The sequence below is a fragment of the Pseudomonas sp. QTF5 genome (assembly GCF_000512695.2).
Taxonomy (GTDB): domain Bacteria; phylum Pseudomonadota; class Gammaproteobacteria; order Pseudomonadales; family Pseudomonadaceae; genus Aquipseudomonas.
Window position 1 is genome coordinate 118,434 of the sequence record NZ_AZRW02000003.1, and the last position, 18,283, is coordinate 136,716.

Sequence of the window (18,283 nt, forward strand, 5' to 3'; positions counted from 1 at the left end):
AAAGGAATGCCCCGACAATGGATTTATCACTCAAGCACCTGACCGCGACAACCCTGATACTGGCCAGCCTTTCGTCGTTCACCACGTTAGCCCACGCCAATATCACCCCGCAACAGAGCGCGACCATCCTCAAGACCTTCAGTGACGCATCGGTAACCGATTTCAGACAGTTCCTGGGACGGCTGGCCAAGAGCGACCTTGCCAACACCAACGACCTCGGCCCGGCAATCAGTGCCTTCCAGAGCAACAAGACCCTTTCCCCTGAACAGCAGAACGAGATCCATCGTCTGCTTGGCCTCTATGCACGGGTGAAATACGGCAGTGCTGCCACCGAGACCCTGCGCGAATTGGTGGCAATCCCGACTTTCCGCGTGGAAGGCGTTGCTCAGCACGACAATCCCGAATTCATCAAGATCGCCGACAAGCTCAAGGGCCTTGCCCAGGCTTTCAATCTGAACTTTCGCAATATCGACAACCGCGTTTATGAAATTTCCCTCGCAGGCAACGGCGACGAAGTCGTAGGCATTCACGCGCATGCCGATGTGGTGCCCGTGACGCCAGAAAACTGGGTCCTGAAAGACGGCACCCGCCTCGATCCATTCAAGGTCACCCTGGTCGGCGACCGCCTGTATGGCCGGGGCACCGAGGATGACAAGAACGGCATCGTGGTGGCGCTCTACGCCATGAAGATCATCAAGGAAGAGAAGTTGCCGCTGGCGAGGAATTTCAAGCTGCTGGTAGACACCACCGAAGAAACCACCGGCGACGCCATCCCCTATTACTTCGAACACAACCCGACACCCAACTACAACCTGGCGCTGGATGGCGGCTACCCGGTAGTGATTGCAGAGAAAGGCTACGGCACCGTCATGGCGAACTTTTCCCGGCGTAAGGCAGAGGGCAAAGGCGCCGAAATCACTGCAATGACCGGCGGCCTGGCCACCAACCAGATTCCATCGACTTCCGTCGCCACCCTGATGAGCGACAAGCCCGCCGAATTGGCCGCCAGCCTGCAGAAAGCCGGTACTGATTATGCCAAGCGCAATGGCGGCAACTTCGAGGTGACTGCCAAGGTCGTCGGCAACGACGTCATGCTGACGGTCACCGGCGTTTCCGCCCACTCCTCCGAGCCAGAGTCAGGCGTCAACCCGGTGGCCAGGATGCTGGACTTCATCAACAGCCTCGACGGGAAGGTCGCGCTCAAGCACAACCACATTACCGATGCCGCCCGCTACGCCGCCGACAACTGGGGGCTGGACTACCTGGGTGGCAAATTGGGGGTCGGTTTTTCCGATGCCTTCATGGGACCGCTGACCGCATCCCTGACCTATGTCGGGATGGATGAAAAAGCCTTCAAGCTCGCGGTGAACCTGCGCGTGCCGAAGGGCAAATCCCCGGAAGTGCTCAAGACCGAAATCGCCGAAAAACTTGGCGCCTGGAGCAAGAAGACCCACATTGCGGCTTCCTTTGACTACTCGATCGCCGAGCCAATGCACCGCAACCCAGAGGGTGAATGGGTCAAGGCCCTGCTGGCTGTGTCCAGCGAAAACCTTGGCATGGAACACAAGTTCGGCACCTCTGCCGGCGCCACTTCCGTCCATGAGTTGCCCAATGGCGTGCAGTTCGGCCTGGCCAGGCCAGAGCTCAAGTACACCGGCCATAACGACGATGAGTTCAAGACCGTCGACCAGTTCCTGCTGGACTTGCAGATCGTGACCGAAATGTTCGGGCGCATTGGGCAGTTGCCGAAACTCTGATCCTCCCTTCCGGACCCGGTATGCTGGCGGGTCCGTCAGTCAGTTAAGACGTAATGCTATCCGTAGCAGCTGCCGAGCCTGCGAGGCTGCTGCTACATCGAGTGCGTCGCGGCTCTGGAATTCAGTGAGATCAATTTATGCCGCTAAGTTTTCATAAAATGCACGCCAATGGCGATGATTTCGTCATTGTGGACTCGCGAAACTCGGCCAATCCAATCACCAGTGCCATGGCTCGGCAACTGGGTGATCGGCACAGAGGAATCGGCTTCAATCAACTCGCGGTGATGCTCGATTGCGATGATGCCGCTGCGCGCTTGATGTTTTGGAATGCGGATGGCTCCACACTGGATGTTTGTGGCAGCGCAACGCGGGGTGCCGCGGACAGGCTGATGCGCGAATCGAATACCAGGTCGATAGTGCTGCGAACCAACCGTGGTCTACTCGTGTGTGAACGAACCTCGACCGGCGCGATATCTGTCAGCATGGGGAAGCCACTTTTCGGCTGGTCGCAAATCCCCCTGGCTCTGGAACTGGATACCGCTGTTTTGCCACTGGCGGGTGGTCCAGCCGCTACCAGCATGGGCAATCCGCACTGCACTTATTTTGTCGATGACCTGACAGCCGTTGATATAGCGACCATCGGACCGACCATTGAAACCAACCCTCTATTCCCCCTCAAGACGAACGTGCATTTTGTCCAGATCATTAACCGCAAGCACATTCGATTGCGCATTTGGGAGCGCGGCGGTGGTATTCCCCTAGGTTCCGGATCCTGCTCTTGTGGCGCCGCTGTTAACGGAATTCGTCGTGGCTTGTTAGACCCTTGTGTTGAGGTTGAATGTGATGGTGGAACCGTAACGGTTCAATGGGATGGCGTGGGACCTGTCTTTCTCATCGGGCCGGTAGAGACAACGTTTTCGGGAACTGTTCAAGACAGCCTCTCCTTCAGGCAATGAATCGGCGACCATCGCATAACTGACCTATTCTGAATCGACCGACAAAAGATCACCCTTTTGCGGTACCTGAATTCGTTACAGCAATGGAGGCTGAATGATGAAGGAGCATTCGATTGAGTTTCGCGCCGCAGAGGTGCGTACGCCGCACTCTTCGCCCCTCGCCATGACCCGTTCCACCCCATCTCCCACGCTCAATAGCCGCATCGAGCTGTACACCCAGGAGCCGATGGTCAACTGGCTAGGTCCGTTTCAGCTGATGCGCACGGGCTTACAAACGGCTGTCGCCACCACAATGGGTGCTTTCGCCGACCCGCGCGAAATGCTGGCCGTGCTCAACCCTCGGGGCTCGAACCCGCCCATCCAGGTGGCTGGCGACGGTGACGTGTGGATCGATTATCTGGCTGATACCGGTGACGGCTGGGACTCCACCTATTCGATGGCCCTGTGCGTCAGCCATGATGCCGAGTTGCCCGAGCACCAACTCAAGTTGCCCCGCGGCCACGTGCTGTTGCTCGGCGGCGATCAGGTCTATCCCACACCGGCCCAATCCGGCTACCGCACCCGCTTCCTGGATCCTTTCCGCGCCGCCTTTCCCGCACCGGTGCCCAAGGTGCGCCCTGATGACCAGGAACAGCCCGTGCTGCAACCTGATGCACCGTGGCTGCTGGCAACGCCTGGCAACCACGATTGGTATGACGGTCTGCGCGGTTTCTCCCAACTGTTTTGCGAGCAGAAACCCATCGGAGGCTGGGAAACCCGCCAGCGCACCAGTTACTACGTGCTACAGCTGCCCAATGGCTGGTGGATCTGGGGTCTGGATTTGCAGTTGGAGTCCATGATCGACCGGCAGCAGAAGCAATACTTCGAAGAGATGCGCACCAAACTGCAGCCAGGCGACCGCGTGATCCTCTGCACGCCCGAACCAAGTTGGGTGGACGAAGCCGAACGGCTGGCACGCGAGGAGAGCAAGGCCTTGCCCTCGATCGAAACTCAGACGCCGCGCTTTCGCAGCCTGCGCGAGATCGAGGAACTCTTGGGTGATCACCTGGCGGTGGTCTTGGCCGGAGACTCGCACCATTACGCGCGCTACCAGCCACAAGCTGGCACTCAGGCGCCGCAACGCATCACCTGCGGAGGCGGTGGCGCCTTCTTGAATGCCACCCATCAGCTTCCCGATCCGCCCAAGCCGATCAACGTTGGCGGAACCCGGCAGCATTACGAGCTGGCTGCGGTCTACCCGGACAAACAGACCTCCGAACAACTGCGTAATCGGGCATGGCGGCTACCTACCCGCAATCTCTCGTTCTGCGGCATGCTGGCCCTCTTGTACCTGCTGTTCGACTGGATGGTACAAAGCGCCAGCACGGTGCCCCACCCGGCACGAGGCAACCGCAGCCTGATGGACGTGTTGTCTGACCTCCAAGCGTCTGTTTCCAACATTAGCGAAGTTTGGCGACACCTGCTTCTGGTCATATCACACAGTCCCTCGTCGGTGATGTTCGCTGTGCTCATTGTGCTGGGTTGCGCAGTGTTCTCAGCCGCCGGGGTCAAGCGCACCCGAAAGCTCGCCTATGCCATTGGCGCTGTTCACGGGGTACTTCATCTGGGACTGGCGATCGGACTGCTGTGGCTCATGGGCCGTGTCAACATCCACTACTTGCAATTGGAGGTGGAAAACCTGCACCAAGTCTTGTTGTTCCTGGCGGAGACGCTGGTGCTCGGCGGCAGTTTTGGAGGCCTGCTGTTCGGTGCCTGGATGGTGATGGGCAACACCTTCTGGGGGCTACACAGCGAGGCGGTTTTTTCCTCCCAGTGCATCGCCGACCACAAATGCTTCCTGCGTATGCACTTCAAAGGCGACCAACTCACCCTTTACCCGCTCAAGTTGGAGAAGGTCTGTCGGCGCTGGTCCGTGGCATCAGGCGTCGCCAAACTGGCGCAGGTGCAGCGCACCTGGAGGCTTCGGGCAACACCTGAAAGCACTGGCCCGCGCTTCGTGCCAGCCTCGGGTGCGCTCAAGCTACAACTGATCGAACCGCCCATCGAAATTCTGCGGAAGTAAACCGCTTTTCGTAGGAGCCAGGCTTGCCGGCGAAGGCGAACTCAAGGACGCCTTCGCCGGCAAGCCTGGCTCCTACGGGTCCTCCGAAGGTCCTTTAAAGGGCTGAGTGATTGTGTCGCGGCGCGGCCGCACCTGCCGTCCGCTTAAAATCATGTAGGCCGCGCGGCGATGCGTTTTTTGGATTTATCTCAGGCCTGCACAATTCACAATCGAAATATGCACGCCATTCCTTCGCGTCCTCCTCATCCCGTCTCCTCCTCCCTAGTAGTCTGAAACTCCCAGCCCGCTCAGGAGTATCGGGCAATGCGCAATTTCTGGCGTTTCGCCATAGTGCGGCCAAAGGTCAGCGGTCAGGCCTCGATGACCGCATCTGCCCGGGGAAAAAGTCATGACTATTGACGAACAAAATGCATTGCTAACAACCAACTCTCTGAGCGTCACGGCGACCGGTGTGGACGTTACGCTGGACGAAACGGCCGGGTTGCAGAACGCCACCGCCACGCCAAGCGCTCCGGAAAACGCTAACGACAACGACACGGCGCTACCCCTGCCCTCGGCCTTCTCTTCCCGTTTGACCGTCCTTGGGGCAGGTACCGCAATGGATGCGGCCTTGAGTGGCTATACCGGTGTCGTGGGCAATACGGGCAGCAATGCGTTCACCATCAGCGGCGCAACAAGCGCTACCGATGTCAGCTTCGTCGACAGCAATGGCGCACCGCTCAACAACGTGGACAGTGGACTGGATACCCTCGATGGCACCAGCATCTTTCTCTATACGGATACGGTGAACAACAACATCGTTCTGGGCCGAGTCGGGGGCGCAACCGGCGCAATCGTGTTCGCGGCCTATATCGAAGAAACCGGATCGCCGGTCACGGGCGGCAAGATCTGGACCGTGGAGTATCAACCGCTCAAGCATCCAGGTACGACGAACCCCGATGACCCGGTCGATCTGACGGGTTTGGTTTTCATCGGAGCCAGTCAGAACCTGGAATTCAGTCTCGATAAGGCGCCCTCCGGTCAGAACCTCTTCCTGATGTTCACGACAGCGACCCCGGCAACTGAAACGGTCAATGGTGTCGTGCGGATCACGGATCCCGCCGTCATTGCCACCGGCAAGTTACCGGCGAATCAGTCCGGGCTTGACCCCAACAGCACGGCCGACGACATCAATATAACGACTGGCGACACGATCAATACCAGTCAGGCGGGTGGGCCGACCACCTTCGGCACCAACAACCAGATGATTACGGAACAGGAAGGTATCCGTTTTTCGTTCGTCACGGGTGCCAGGCAGGATGTGACCATTCCCAACCTGGATCAGAACGAAGCCGATCTTGAATCCAACATCGACTACACCGGCGTGGTCAATGTGAAGACGGTCAGTTTCGACGTCGTGCAGTTGCAAAGCGGCAAGAGCGCTGTCGTAAAAATCAGCGCATTCACCACCGCTGTTGAATCTGGCACGCAATTCATCGACGGCTATGCGAATGATACGAAGGTTGACATCGTCAGTGTTCGCGTCCTCAACAGCGCCGGGACGGTGCTCGAGAATTCAGCCGGACCGGAGAATGATCCGGCCATTGGCATCACCTTTACTAGTGGGGTTGCAACCATCACCGGCATTAAAGCCGGCTACGTGATCGAATACACCACAACGTTGGATCACAACCGCGTGCTCATCGAGAACGGGGCGGCCCTCAACGCCAGGGGCAATGAGCACGCCGATTTTGATATCGATGGCCTCCACCTGTTCCAAGCCTCTATTACGAAAGCCGAAATCGGTTCCCAGATGATCTTCGAAGACGACGGGCCGGCGGCGACCGGGACCGCCGTGGCGGGAACCGTCGACGAGGACGGCCTGGCCAATGGCATTGCCGGTGGTACCGGCGACGTGGCTGGCGAGGCGACCACGGCCAGCGGCAGCGTGACCGGCATCTTCCAGTCCGGTGTCGACACGCCGCTGACCTTTGCCTTGTCGAGTGACACCAGCGGCTTGCCGGCGCTGAGTTCGGGCGGGGTGGCGCTGGTGTACAGTGTCGCGGGCAACACGCTCACCGCCAAGGCCGGCGCAATCGACGTGTTCACCTTCAGCCTCACCGCAGCGGGTGCCTACACCTTCACGCTGCTCAAGCCGCTGGATCACGCGGCAGGCAACAACGAGAACGACATCACCATCAACCTGGGCTCGCTGCTGCAAGCCACCGACAAGGACGGTGACACGGTGACGGCCGCGGCCGAGAAGTTGGTCATCACCGTCGACGACGATACGCCGACCGCGACCGGCACCGCCGTGACAGGAATCGTCGACGAGGACGGCCTGGCCAATGGCATTGCCGGCGGTACGGGCGACGTGGCTGGCGAGGCGACCACAGCCAGCGGCAGCGTGACCGGCATCTTCCAGTCTGGCGCCGATACGCCGCTGAGCTATGCCTTGTCGAGTGACACCAGCGGCTTGCCAGCGCTGAACTCGGGCGGGGTGGCGCTGGTGTACAGCGTCGCGGGCGACACGCTCACCGCCAAGGCCGGCGCAATCGACGTGTTCACCTTCAGCCTCACCGCAGCGGGTGCCTACACCTTCACGTTGCTCAAGCCGCTGGATCACGCGGCAGGCAACGACGAGAACGACATCACCATCAACCTGGGCTCGCTACTGCGAGCCACCGACAAGGACGGTGACACGGTGACGGCTGCGGCCGAAAAACTGGTCATCACCGTCGACGACGACACGCCGACGGCAACCGGGACCGCCGTGACGGGAACCGTCGACGAGGACGGCCTGGACAATGGCATTGCCGGTGGTGTGGGCGACGTGGCTGGCGTGGCGACCACAGCCAGCGGCAGCGTGACTGGGATCTTCCAGTCCGGCGCCGACACGCCGCTGAGCTATGCCTTGTCGAGTAACACCAGCGGCTTGCAGGCGCTGAGCTCGGCCGGGGTGGCGCTGGTGTACAGCGTCGCAGGCAACACGCTCACCGCCAAGGCCGGCGCGACCGACGTGTTCACCTTCAGCCTCACCGCAGCGGGAGCGTACAGCTTCACGCTGCTCAAGCAGCTGGATCATACGGCTGGCAACGACGAGAACGACATCACCCTCAACCTGGGCACGCTGCTGCAAGCCACCGACAAGGACGGCGACACGGTGACGGCCGCGGCCGATAGACTGGTCATCACCGTCGACGACGATACACCCGTTATAGGGACAGCCCCTGTGCAGGATGCCGATCCCGATTTGGGTGCGACGTCATGGACCTTTTCGGGTGACTTCGCCTACTCGATAGGTGCGGACAAGCGCGGGCCAACCTACTCTTCGGCAGCGGACAGTGATTTTGCCCAACTCGCCCTCTCTGGTTCGGCGAACGATGTTGCGATCGTTGATCCAACGGTCACCTGGGATTCAGAGAATCTCGACGCTGCCACGTTTAACGTGTCGTTCAAATACGATCACGATCGGAATGCTGGCACCGCGCCTGAACTGGTGGAAGGCACACTGGTGTTTGACAAAGCCAATGACACCTATACCTTCGAGATGGATGCGCTGCAAACGACGCAAGACGTCACGCTGGGCGAAGGCACTGGATACGAAACGTATGACGTGGATGGTACGAGCCCTTCCAGTGGCCCGTCACCTGTGGCCACAGGGAAGCTTGGTGAAGATTTCTTCATCCAGATCACGGGCTTCGAGGCACCACTTAGTGCCGGCGGCAATACTGTTGTGGCGGCGGGTGAACTTGTGAGCGGCACGCTGGCCGCTGTAACCTTGTCCAGCACTGCTCTGGGCGTCTCCGGAAATACGATCCAGGCAGGTGAGGCGGCCAACATCAATTTCTTCAAGACTGATCCGAAAGGAGATCTGGACGCGAACAATTTTAGTTTCGCGACCGATTTCTTTATCAAGTTCGATGGATACGAGACTGAAAGCGATGATCTTTTGCTGATAGTCAGTCTTGCTGATGCAAATGATCCCTCCATCACTACAACACGTGCCATCTACGTCGATCAATTCGATGTGTACGAGAACGATACGGTCAACACCGATCTTGTTGGAACCAAGTACGAGGCCCTTATCCTCAACGACCCAGCCGATCCGAACGACCCGTTCCTGGACAATAATGATGCTCTATTGATTGTTGAAAGTAATGACTTCAACATTCAGACCGGTGATAACTGGCTCATCAAGGGTATTCAGATTCTTTCGAATGATGCTGGCCTTACGGGCAGCGCGATAAATCTGAATCGCGATGTCGGTGCCGATGGCGCAAGCAGCACTTCCGCACAGCCGGTCAGTGGTCTCGTCGGGCCTGGAAACACGATTGCGGAGGATACGAGTACGAATCCGCTGAAGATCATCGATGCTGGTTTCTCCACCACCACGACTACACCCGCTACCCTTGATCTAACGCTGGATTTCAAGGTCGTCGATAGAGATAGCGATTTCACCGATGTCCAGACGATTGATATCGAAAATCCTGTCGTGGTCGAACTGGTGGGAGTAACTAACTTGGCACCGACAGATTTGGTGCTTTGATCCGCTAAGAAGAGTACACGCGTGAGACAGGACGGCTTGGCTCCCACAAGGGGTCAGGCCGTTTTTTTATTGGGCCACTGCGGTCCCTGAGCCAAGGCCAGACGAGCCTTGCGGCATGTCCTCATTCACAAACGGAATAGGCGGCACCGTTCCTTCACGCCCTCGTGCTGTTCCCCCATCCAAGTAGTCTGAAACTCCCATCCCGCTTGGGAGTATCGGCCGATGCGCAACCCCCGGCGCATGCTCATAGTTGTGAACTATGGTCAACGGTCAGGCCTCGATGACCGCAATTGCTCGGGAGAAAAATCATGGCTATTGGAATCACCGGCGTGGACGTTTCACTGGACGAGACTGCCGGGTTGCAGAACGCCACCGCCACGCCAACCCCTGCAGGAGACGCTGACGACAACGACATTCTGGTGACGTCCCTGCCCTCGGACTTCTCTACCCGTTTGACCGCACTTGCGGCAGGTACCGCAACGGGTGCGGCCTTGAGTGGCTATACCGGTGCCGTGGGCGACACGGGCAGCGATGCCTTCACTGTCACCGATGGAGCAACCATTACCGATATCAGCTTCGTCGACAGCGCTGGCGCACCGCTCGATGGCGTGGACAGCGGACTGTTCACCCTCGATGGCACCAGCATCCTTCTCTATACAGATACGAACAACAACATCCTTCTGGGCCGCGCCGGGGCCGCAGATGGCGCGATCGTGTTCGCTGCCTATATCGAAGAAACCGGATCGCCGGTCACCGGTGGCAAGATCTGGACCGTGGAGTACCAACCGCTCCAGCATCCAGATGATACGAACCCCGATGATTCACTCAATCTGCTGGATAAGGTATTCGTCGGAACCAGTCAGGACCTGGAATTCAGTCTGGCCAATGCGCCCTCCGGTCAGAACCTCTTTCTGATGTTCACGACGCCGGACCCGACAGTTGTCGACGTCGGTGGTGTTTTGCGGATCACGGAACCCACCATCATCGCCACCGGCAAGGACCCCGCAAACCAGTCAACTGGCGTCAATATAAACACTGGCGATACGATCAACACCAGCCAGGCAGGTGGCCCGACCACCTTCGGCACCAACAGCCAGATGATTACGGAACAGGAGGGAATTCGTTATTCGTTCGTCACCGGTGCCAGGCAGGATGTGACCATTCCCAACCTGGATCAGACCGAAGCAGATATTGAAGCCAACATCGACTTTACCGACGTCGTCAATGCGAATAAGGCCAGTTTCGACGTCGTGCAGTTGCAAAGCGGCAAGAGTGCCGTCGTAAAAATCAGCGCATTCACCACCGCTGCTGAACCTGGCGTGAATTTCATCGACGGCTATACAAATGATTCGCTGGTTGAGATCACCAGTGTTCGCGTTATCAACATCAGCACCGGGCTGGTGATCGAGAATTCAGACGGACCGGAGGATGATCCCGCTATTACCATCAGTTTTGATGCTGACGGGGTTGCAACCATCACCGGCGTTAAAGCCGGCTACCGGATTGAATACACCACAACGGAGGATCATAACCGCGTGCTCGTCGAGAACGGGGCGGCCCTCGACGCCAGGGGCAATACTCACGCCGATTTTGATATCGGTGCTTTCACACTGCTCCAAACTGCTGTTACGACCGCCGAAATCGGCTCCAAGATCATCTTCGAAGATGACGGCCCGGCACTCGCCTTTGGCAACCTGATCGGAACCGGTAGTGTCCTGCCGCAAACTGGCTTCTGGAGTAATTCGGCCGGCGCCGACGGGCTGAGCGCGGCCGGTCTGGATATTTCGGTGAACAGCGCGTTCACCCTCGTCAGGCCAGACAACACGACCACTACCGGCACCGCCACCCTCACCGAGCTGCTGCTCTCACCGGACGGCAATGGCGCGTACCAATTCGAAGGGACATTGACCGGCGATTTCGACAACAACGTCGCTACAGCGGATACCACCATCGACTACACGCTGACCGCCTTTGACGATGGCAGCTATGCACTGGATCTGGTGCAGGGCTTCGGTTCGACGGTCGTGCTCAGCACTGCCGATGGCTCGCTCGCTGCCGGCGGTCCGGACCCTGTGCGCACATTGTTAATTCCGAAAACGAATGACCCGACTATTCCTTCGCCATCCGAGGAGGTTGTGTTCTTTTCCGCGAAGGCGCTTGCGTCGACTTCGGACATCCTGACCGGTATCGGGCTTGGAGCACCCGACCCCACCGAAGCCCAGCTACAGACCAACCCCCTGCCCTCGTACATCGACCCGAGGGCCATGAACGTCAGCACGTCCGGCATCGGCGTCGCCAATAACGTCCTCCAGGGAGACAACCTGGTGGCAATCGGCGCTACCGATGAAAGTTTCGTCGTCAATCCGGAGAGCCTGGTGACGGCGATGAAGGTCTTCATCGACAACTCTGTAGCGGGTTACAACACAGCGACCGAGGACCTGTACTACAGGATCTACTACGAGGACGGCTCGACTTCGGACCTCATCGAGGTGAATACCCTGACTCCAGAGCCCCGTGGACAGGTGTCCTTCCTCATTGAGCAGGAAGGCACGGCGCTGATCGACGCGGTTCAGCTCACGATGGGCCGAGGCGACATCAAGATCCCGGTGATCCAGTTCATTCAGGAGACCGAGAGCCTGGCCAGCGATATTCAGCTGACGTTCAACGCGACGGTGACGGACAGGGATGGGGACTCGGCATCAAGTACGTTTGACGCCAACCTGTTCGCCAATGACTTGGCCGGCGCCTTCGACTACACGCTGGTGGGTACGGGCGGTGAGCGTGATGCCTTCAACGTCGACTTGTCATTCGATGAGAACCTGTACCAGATCACCGGCTTCGACGCGGACACACTGCGAGACACCCTGGTACTCAACGGCGACCAGAGCGCCGTTTTCCAGATCGACAACAGCGGCACAGACAGCATCGTGACGGTTGCCGAAACGGGCGGAGACGTCACGACCATCACCTTGGTCGGGGTTGATCTTCTGAGTAGCGACATTGTTATCGGCGGCGTCTGAGAAACGCACGCAAAAGGATGCGAGGGTGGCGAAAGCCACCCTCGCATCCTTTTGCAGTTCCAATCGGAGGGTGTCAGAACGTCTTTTTTTGACGGGAAACCAAATCCATTTCCACCCACGAGGACTCGGGTGGTTTTTCGTTGTTGGTGAGCCCGTGCTTCAGCGCATACATCAACAAATCGATGCGGTTGATCAGATTAAGCTTTTGATAAATGTTGCTGAGGTGGTTATGCACGGTGTGTTCACTGATGCCCAGCCGCCCGGCGATGCTCATGTATTTGGCGGATGGATCCCCCACAATGGCGCGAATCAGTTCCCTCTCGCGCAGCGTCAGCCGCGCCTGTTTCGCCTGCTCCAGATTGCATTTCAAGTGTATATGCCCGGTCGCGGAATAGCCGGAAAGCCCACCGGCCCAGGCTCTATCCTTTCCGGTGTCGCGGTGATGGACCGTGATGATGGCCTGGATGATCGATTCCGTCGGGTCTTCCGCCAGCACGATGCCGCGTGCGCCCGCCTCTATTGCCTGGGCAACGGGGACGGATTCGTACAGGCCCTTGAGCACCAGCACTTTCATTTCGGCGCTGCGGGTGAGTCCCGCAACGACCTCCAGCGGGTTCAGCGCATCTGGAAAGAAACTGAAAAAAATCACATTGGGACGCAACTGATCGGCAAGATCCAGCGCATTGGTATAGGTGGTGGCCTGGCCGCTCACTTCCATCTGAGGCTTCCTGGCATTGATCAAATCTTGAAGGCCCATGAGAACGAGGGGACGACAATCGATCAGCATCACGCTTATTGGTTTTCTGTGGGTCGTCATACGTTCCTGACTCCCTTGAATAATTAACTCTGACCTCCCTCCCTTGGCCTTCATGGATCAGCAGCTGCCTCACCTGACCACCGTGATCGAAGGACAGATGCGAGCGCCGACAGGCCTTACGGTGCCCACCCGGCTATTCATCCCAGGAGGACACTTCCACTGGCTTCACCGGCAGGAGTTGCGACGTTTCCAAAAGCCGGGCAAAGCCATCGAGGCAACATAAATAGGAATAATCATCAACAGCTTGCGCATGATTGATGTGCTCCCTCGATCTGTTCAACTGAGTCTAGGCCAGACCAGCACACTGCCAGCACGCCCATCCGCCAGTCGTCGACTCAAGCCTCCTGCGAGTAGCCCGACTGACGTTGCCAAGGACCCCCCTCCCCTAGAAAATCAAGGTGTTAGGCTCGCCGCGGGAGAGCTGCGACCAAACCTGATTCCGATCAAAATCGTCAATTAACCGACGAGTGGCGTGAAGGCACGCACAGAATAAACTCTGACGTCAATTTGTCGGCAAAACTTGCCTCGCCGAGGTCATGGCTCAAATTGGCGTCCAGTGAGGATGGGGATACACAGTCGGTATTGCGACAGGATCAGGGGGATGTGAAGTTTTGGCTGGAGCTGCCGGAGCTCAACCAGCCATTAACGCTTTCGACACTTTCGGCAGGCAGCTTTCCCGCCCAGCGATTGAGCGTGAGGACATTGGTGACGAACTCGTATTGCGTCTTGAGCAGGTCACGACGAGCCCGGAATTCGTTGCGTACGCTGGTCAGTACATCGACGGCATTGACCATGCCGTAATCGAGCGCTTTCTCTGCCGCCACTCTGGACAGCTGTGCCGAGGCCAGGGCATTTCGGCTCGCACTGATTTTTTCTCCGCTCGAATTGGCGGTCAGGTAAGCGCTGGTGATCTCCTTGACCACCCGGCGCCGGATCGCTTCCAGTTCCTGCTCGGCGGTAATCTGATCCTGGTAGAGCCCACGGACCCGCGCCGAGGTCGAGCCACCGCTGTACAGCGGCACCTGAACGCCAATACCGGCGACATAGCTGTCGGTGCGCGGCGCCAGGGTATTGTTGTAGCCCTCGTTGGTCTGCTGCGCGCTCAGCGTAAGACTCAGGGTCGGATAGTGCCCGCCCTTGCCGCTACGCAACGCTGCGCCCGCGGCTTCGACACCGCTCTCGTTGGCCTTGAGCGCCGGGTTTAGCGCTATACCGTCGCGGACCCAGGTTTCCAGGCTCTGCGCTGAAACCCGCAGTTGCACGTCATCGCGAATCCGGTTGAGCTTCTCCTTCACCGGCCGGCCGACGATCTCTGCCAGCGCCTCGCGACTGATACTGGCCTGGTTCTGGGCATCCAGTTCCTGCGCCGCCAGCAAATCTACCCGAGCCTTGAGGTCGAGTTGATCAGTCACCAATGCCAGCTGCTTTTCGTACAACGCATTGACTCGGTCCAGACTCTTTTGCGTGGTTCGACGCTCCGCCCTCACCAACTCCAGTTCATCTTCGGCCGCCAACGCGGCGAAGTAACGCTGCGCCAAGTCCACTGTGGCCTCGGCCTGGGCATCCAGCGCTTGGGATTCGGACTGCTTGGCCAGGCTTTTGAATTTTTGGTAGTTCTCCCACGCGGTCTTGTTGTAGAGGTACTGACGCAGCACCAGGCTGTAGTTTTCGCTATCGTAACTGCGCTCCACCAGGTCGCTCTCCTGATGAATCCGATTCGTCCCGGCGTTGAGCGATACCTGCGGGAACAGCGCACCCATAGCCTCGCGCTGATGTTCCTTACCCGCCTGGGCTTGCGCATAGGAGGCCAATACCCGCGGATCTTCCAGCCGTGACTCACGATACAACTGCATGAGGTCGGTGGAAAACGTCGAGGCGCTGACCCCGGTCGGCGTTGCCGCAGTGGTTTGCGCCAGGGCGGTACCCGCTGCAAGCATGAACGCACCGCCCAGCAGAACTGCCGACGCGCTCATGGTCATTCCTCGATCATCGATTGAGAGATGGCATCGCGGGCCGGCTGTATCAAGTACTGAAACAGCGTGCGTTCCCCGGTGATGATCAATACGTCCGCCGGCATCCCCGGCAACAACTTGCGCTCACCCAAGGTGCGCGCGCCCTCCTCGGTTACCCGCACCCGCGCCAGGTAATAGGCAGTCCCGGCCTTTTCGTTGACCAGCCGGTCAGCCGATACGCTGCTGACCTCGCCTTCGATCACGGGAGTGGTCGAGCTATTGAACGCGCCGAAACGGATATCGGCACGCTTGCCGATGGCGATACGATCAATATCCACCGGCGCCACCTGGGCCTCTATGACCAGCTCGGAAACCGATGGAACGATATCCAGCAGCGGCGTCGCCGGGCTCACGACACCACCAATGGTGTGCACTGTCATGCCAATCACCATGCCCGCCTCGGGTGCGCGGATGACGATACGACTGAGCCGGTCTTCCAGGGACGACGTTTTCTCTTGCAAGTCGTACATCCTGGTCTGAACCTCGGCCAGCTCCTTGACCACCTCGGTACTGAAATCCTTGTCGATTTGCAGAATCTGCAGCTGTGTTTCGTTGATCTGCAGACGAGTCTTGTTAATAGCGGAACGGTGATCAGCCACCTCCGACCTGAGCATCCCCAGCTTGCGTTCCTGCTCGAGCAGACGTTGTTTGTCAACGAACCCTTGCTTGAGCAGGTCGGTCAATTCAACGATTTCACCGCTGTAGGATTTCTCCAGATGAACCTTGGCAGCAATCATCGATTCCAGTCCCTTGATCTGTTGATTCAACTGGCCAATGCGCTCACGCAACACCGAGATCTGGCCCAGCCGCGAGCCCTGCCGGGCGTTGAATACCTGGGTCTCGCCCTGGCGCGCTTCCACTCCTCGCAGACTGGCGGGATCGGCTATCTCCCCAAAGCTGATCGCCGACTGTGTGTCGCGCTCGGCTCTGAGTCTTGCCTCCATGGCTCTGGTCGCGACCAGCTGGCCTCGGGCCATCTCGTATTCGAAGCGCAACTGGGCATCATCAAGAATGATCAGCGGATCACCACGCTTGACGATGTCACCGTCATGGACCAATACCGCTTTGACGATGCCCCCTTCAGGATGCTGCACCGTTTTGCGGTAAGCCTGCACGGTGACCACCCCCGGCGCGTAAGCGGCACCGTCGAGGGGCGCGAGCACCGCCCAGGTGCCGAACAGGCCGAAGGTCAACCCTACAATACCAATGCCCAGGCGGCGTGCTTTACGATCAGATGTCGGCAGGCCGGCGAAGCTTTCAATTTGACGACTGGGCATCGTAGGGTTCATCGGCATCGCCCTTGCTGGTTTTGACCGAAGCCATGCTGGCGCCTGCTGACATGGCGTGCTTTTGTGCCTGCTGTCTCTGCGCGTTGAGTTCGGCGAGCACCTGCTCACGCGGCCCGTAGAGACTGATAACCCCTGCACTCATCACCATGAGCCGGTCAAGTTGCGACACGATGTTGGTGCGGTGGGTAATGACAAACAGGGTCGCGCCGCTCTGCTTGATCTGCTGGATAGCTGCCACCAGGGCGCGATCACCGACTTCGTCAAGATTGGAATTGGGCTCGTCGAGAATAATCAGTCGCGGGCTGCCATACAGGGCACGGGCCAGTCCGATGCGCTGGCGCTGCCCTCCCGACAGCGTGAGGCCCTCGCTGCCAATGACGGTGTCGTAGCCATCGGGCAACTGCAAAATCATTTCGTGAACGCCAGCGGTCCTGGCAGCCAGAATGACTTGCGCCGAGTCGACCTCGGCGAAGCGGGCAATGTTCTCGCTGACACTGCCTTCGAACAGTTCAATGTCCTGGGGCAAGTAACCTATATACGGCCCAAGTTCATCTTTGTCCCACGCGCTGATGTCCGCGCCATCGAGCCGGACCACACCATGCAGCGGCGCCCATACCCCCATCAGTGCCCTGGCCAGGGTCGACTTGCCCGCGGCACTGGGACCGATGATGCCGACAATGCAGCCGGCAGGTACGCTGAAACTTATGTTGTTGATGATCGGGGTTCTCGAACCAGGCGCCGCAACGACCAAATTCTCCACCTGCACGTGCCCCTGAGGCGCAGGCAATGACATACGCTCGGGTTGAGCCTGTTGTTTGTCGAGGATGTCGTTGAGACGGCGGTATTGCGAGCGGGCCGCAATAAAGCCCCTCCAACTGCCGATGATCAGATCGATAGGGGCCAATGCGCGCCCTAGCAGCACGGCCCCGGCAAACACCAGGCCTGCCCCCACTTGATGGTCCACGGCCAGGTACGCCCCCAGGCCAAGGATCAGTGATTGCACCAGGATCCGGAAGGTCTTGGAAAGCGTGCTGACTATGGCACCTCTGTCGCTCGCCTGGGCCTGCAGCAACAGGACGTTTCTTTGACGATGCCCCCAACGGTCCATAAGGGTTTCAAGCATACCCATGGACTCGATGACTTCAGCGTTGCGCAGATTTTTTGTGGTGTAGAGCGTCGCGCCGATATGTTCCTTGTTAGCCTGGGCCAGTGCCGGCCCCGTCAGCCTCTCATTGATAAACGCGAGCAATAACAACAACAGCGCACTGCCCGTCGCTACCCAGCCAAACCAGGGATGAAACATGAACATCACAGCGATATAGATCGGCAACCAGGGCGCATCGAAAAAGGCGAACAAACCGTTACCGGAGAGAAATTGTCTCAAGCCCGTCAAGTCGTTGAGCGACTGGGCCGAAGCATCCATGCCACCACTGTCCAGAGCCCGTTTGAAACTGGCCTTATAGACCTGGCGACTCAGCAACACATCCAGTCGGGTACTGACCCGAACCATGATGCGCGAACGGATCCATTCCAGGGAGCCGAGCGTGATGATCAGCCCGGTCATGATCAGCGTCAGCATTGCCAGGGTTGTCAGGCTTCCGCTGGCCATCACTCGCCCATACACCTGAAGCATATAGAAGGTAGGCACGAGCATGAGCGCGTTGATGAAAAAGCTGAAAAAGCCAACAGAAATAAAGCTGTCTCTACAGGCTTTCAACGCATTTTTCAGACTGTTTTCAGGTGTGCTTCGCATGGAAACCCCTGCTCGAAAAAACCATCTTTTGGAGCTTAGATCATGCCGAACGACTGCGGGAAACAATTGGCCGAAGGGGGTCAAGTGAC

The 18,283-nt window shown here is 58.5% G+C and carries 9 protein-coding genes; 5 read left to right on the forward strand and 4 right to left on the reverse strand.

The window, feature by feature from the left end; genetic code table 11:
* Positions 1-17 precede the first annotated feature (17 nt).
* From IC37_RS03525 to IC37_RS03545, 5 genes are all read left to right on the forward strand, one after another.
* A complete protein-coding gene (locus tag IC37_RS03525; protein WP_030128859.1) occupies positions 18-1,757 on the forward strand; it encodes a dipeptidase in 1,740 nt (579 codons plus the stop codon).
* Between the two features lie 137 nt (positions 1,758-1,894).
* A complete protein-coding gene (dapF, locus tag IC37_RS03530) occupies positions 1,895-2,713 on the forward strand; it encodes a diaminopimelate epimerase (protein ID WP_030128860.1) in 819 nt (272 codons plus the stop codon).
* Positions 2,714-2,810: 97 nt separating this feature from the next.
* Positions 2,811-4,775 carry a metallophosphoesterase gene (locus IC37_RS03535; RefSeq protein WP_030128861.1) on the forward strand — a complete coding sequence of 655 codons (1,965 nt, stop codon included), beginning with the start codon at positions 2,811-2,813 and terminating at the stop codon, positions 4,773-4,775.
* A 388-nt stretch (positions 4,776-5,163) separates the two neighbouring features.
* Positions 5,164-9,303 carry a hypothetical protein gene (locus IC37_RS03540; RefSeq protein ID WP_081729284.1) on the forward strand — a complete coding sequence of 1,380 codons (4,140 nt, stop codon included), beginning with the start codon at positions 5,164-5,166 and terminating at the stop codon, positions 9,301-9,303.
* 308 nt (positions 9,304-9,611) lie between these two features.
* Positions 9,612-12,323: a DUF5801 repeats-in-toxin domain-containing protein gene (locus tag IC37_RS03545; protein WP_030128863.1), complete on the forward strand. Its 2,712-nt coding sequence runs from the start codon at positions 9,612-9,614 to the stop codon at positions 12,321-12,323.
* Positions 12,324-12,396: 73 nt separating this feature from the next.
* On the opposite strand, the gene IC37_RS03550 is transcribed toward IC37_RS03545, so the two are convergent.
* From IC37_RS03550 to IC37_RS03565, 4 genes are all read right to left on the reverse strand, one after another.
* Positions 12,397-13,140, reverse strand: a complete 744-nt coding sequence (locus IC37_RS03550; protein WP_030128864.1) for a response regulator transcription factor — start codon at positions 13,138-13,140, stop codon at positions 12,397-12,399.
* A 593-nt stretch (positions 13,141-13,733) separates the two neighbouring features.
* The gene (locus tag IC37_RS03555) at positions 13,734-15,113 is read right to left on the reverse strand and encodes a TolC family outer membrane protein (RefSeq protein ID WP_030128865.1); all 1,380 of its coding nucleotides are present in this window, start codon (positions 15,111-15,113) and stop codon (positions 13,734-13,736) included.
* 2 nt (positions 15,114-15,115) lie between these two features.
* The gene (locus IC37_RS03560; protein WP_030128866.1) at positions 15,116-16,429 is read right to left on the reverse strand and encodes an HlyD family type I secretion periplasmic adaptor subunit; all 1,314 of its coding nucleotides are present in this window, start codon (positions 16,427-16,429) and stop codon (positions 15,116-15,118) included.
* Complete coding sequence (locus IC37_RS03565) at positions 16,410-18,194, reverse strand: type I secretion system permease/ATPase (protein ID WP_030128867.1); 1,785 nt, start codon at positions 18,192-18,194, stop codon at positions 16,410-16,412. Before IC37_RS03565 ends, IC37_RS03560 begins: the two co-directional genes overlap by 20 nt.
* Positions 18,195-18,283 lie beyond the last annotated feature (89 nt).

Excerpts from the sequence above, each read along its gene's own strand:
- IC37_RS03535 (WP_030128861.1), top strand. The coding sequence starts at position 2,811 with ATGAAGGAGCATTCGATTGAGTTTCGCGCCGCAGAGGTGCGTACGCCG.
- IC37_RS03545 (WP_030128863.1), top strand. The coding sequence starts at position 9,612 with ATGGCTATTGGAATCACCGGCGTGGACGTTTCACTGGACGAGACTGCC.
- IC37_RS03565 (WP_030128867.1), bottom strand. The coding sequence starts at position 18,194 with ATGCGAAGCACACCTGAAAACAGTCTGAAAAATGCGTTGAAAGCCTGT.
- IC37_RS03555 (WP_030128865.1), bottom strand. The coding sequence starts at position 15,113 with ATGAGCGCGTCGGCAGTTCTGCTGGGCGGTGCGTTCATGCTTGCAGCG.
- dapF (WP_030128860.1), top strand. The coding sequence starts at position 1,895 with ATGCCGCTAAGTTTTCATAAAATGCACGCCAATGGCGATGATTTCGTC.
- IC37_RS03560 (WP_030128866.1), bottom strand. The coding sequence starts at position 16,429 with ATGCCCAGTCGTCAAATTGAAAGCTTCGCCGGCCTGCCGACATCTGAT.
- IC37_RS03540 (WP_081729284.1), top strand. The coding sequence starts at position 5,164 with ATGACTATTGACGAACAAAATGCATTGCTAACAACCAACTCTCTGAGC.
- IC37_RS03550 (WP_030128864.1), bottom strand. The coding sequence starts at position 13,140 with ATGACGACCCACAGAAAACCAATAAGCGTGATGCTGATCGATTGTCGT.
- IC37_RS03525 (WP_030128859.1), top strand. The coding sequence starts at position 18 with ATGGATTTATCACTCAAGCACCTGACCGCGACAACCCTGATACTGGCC.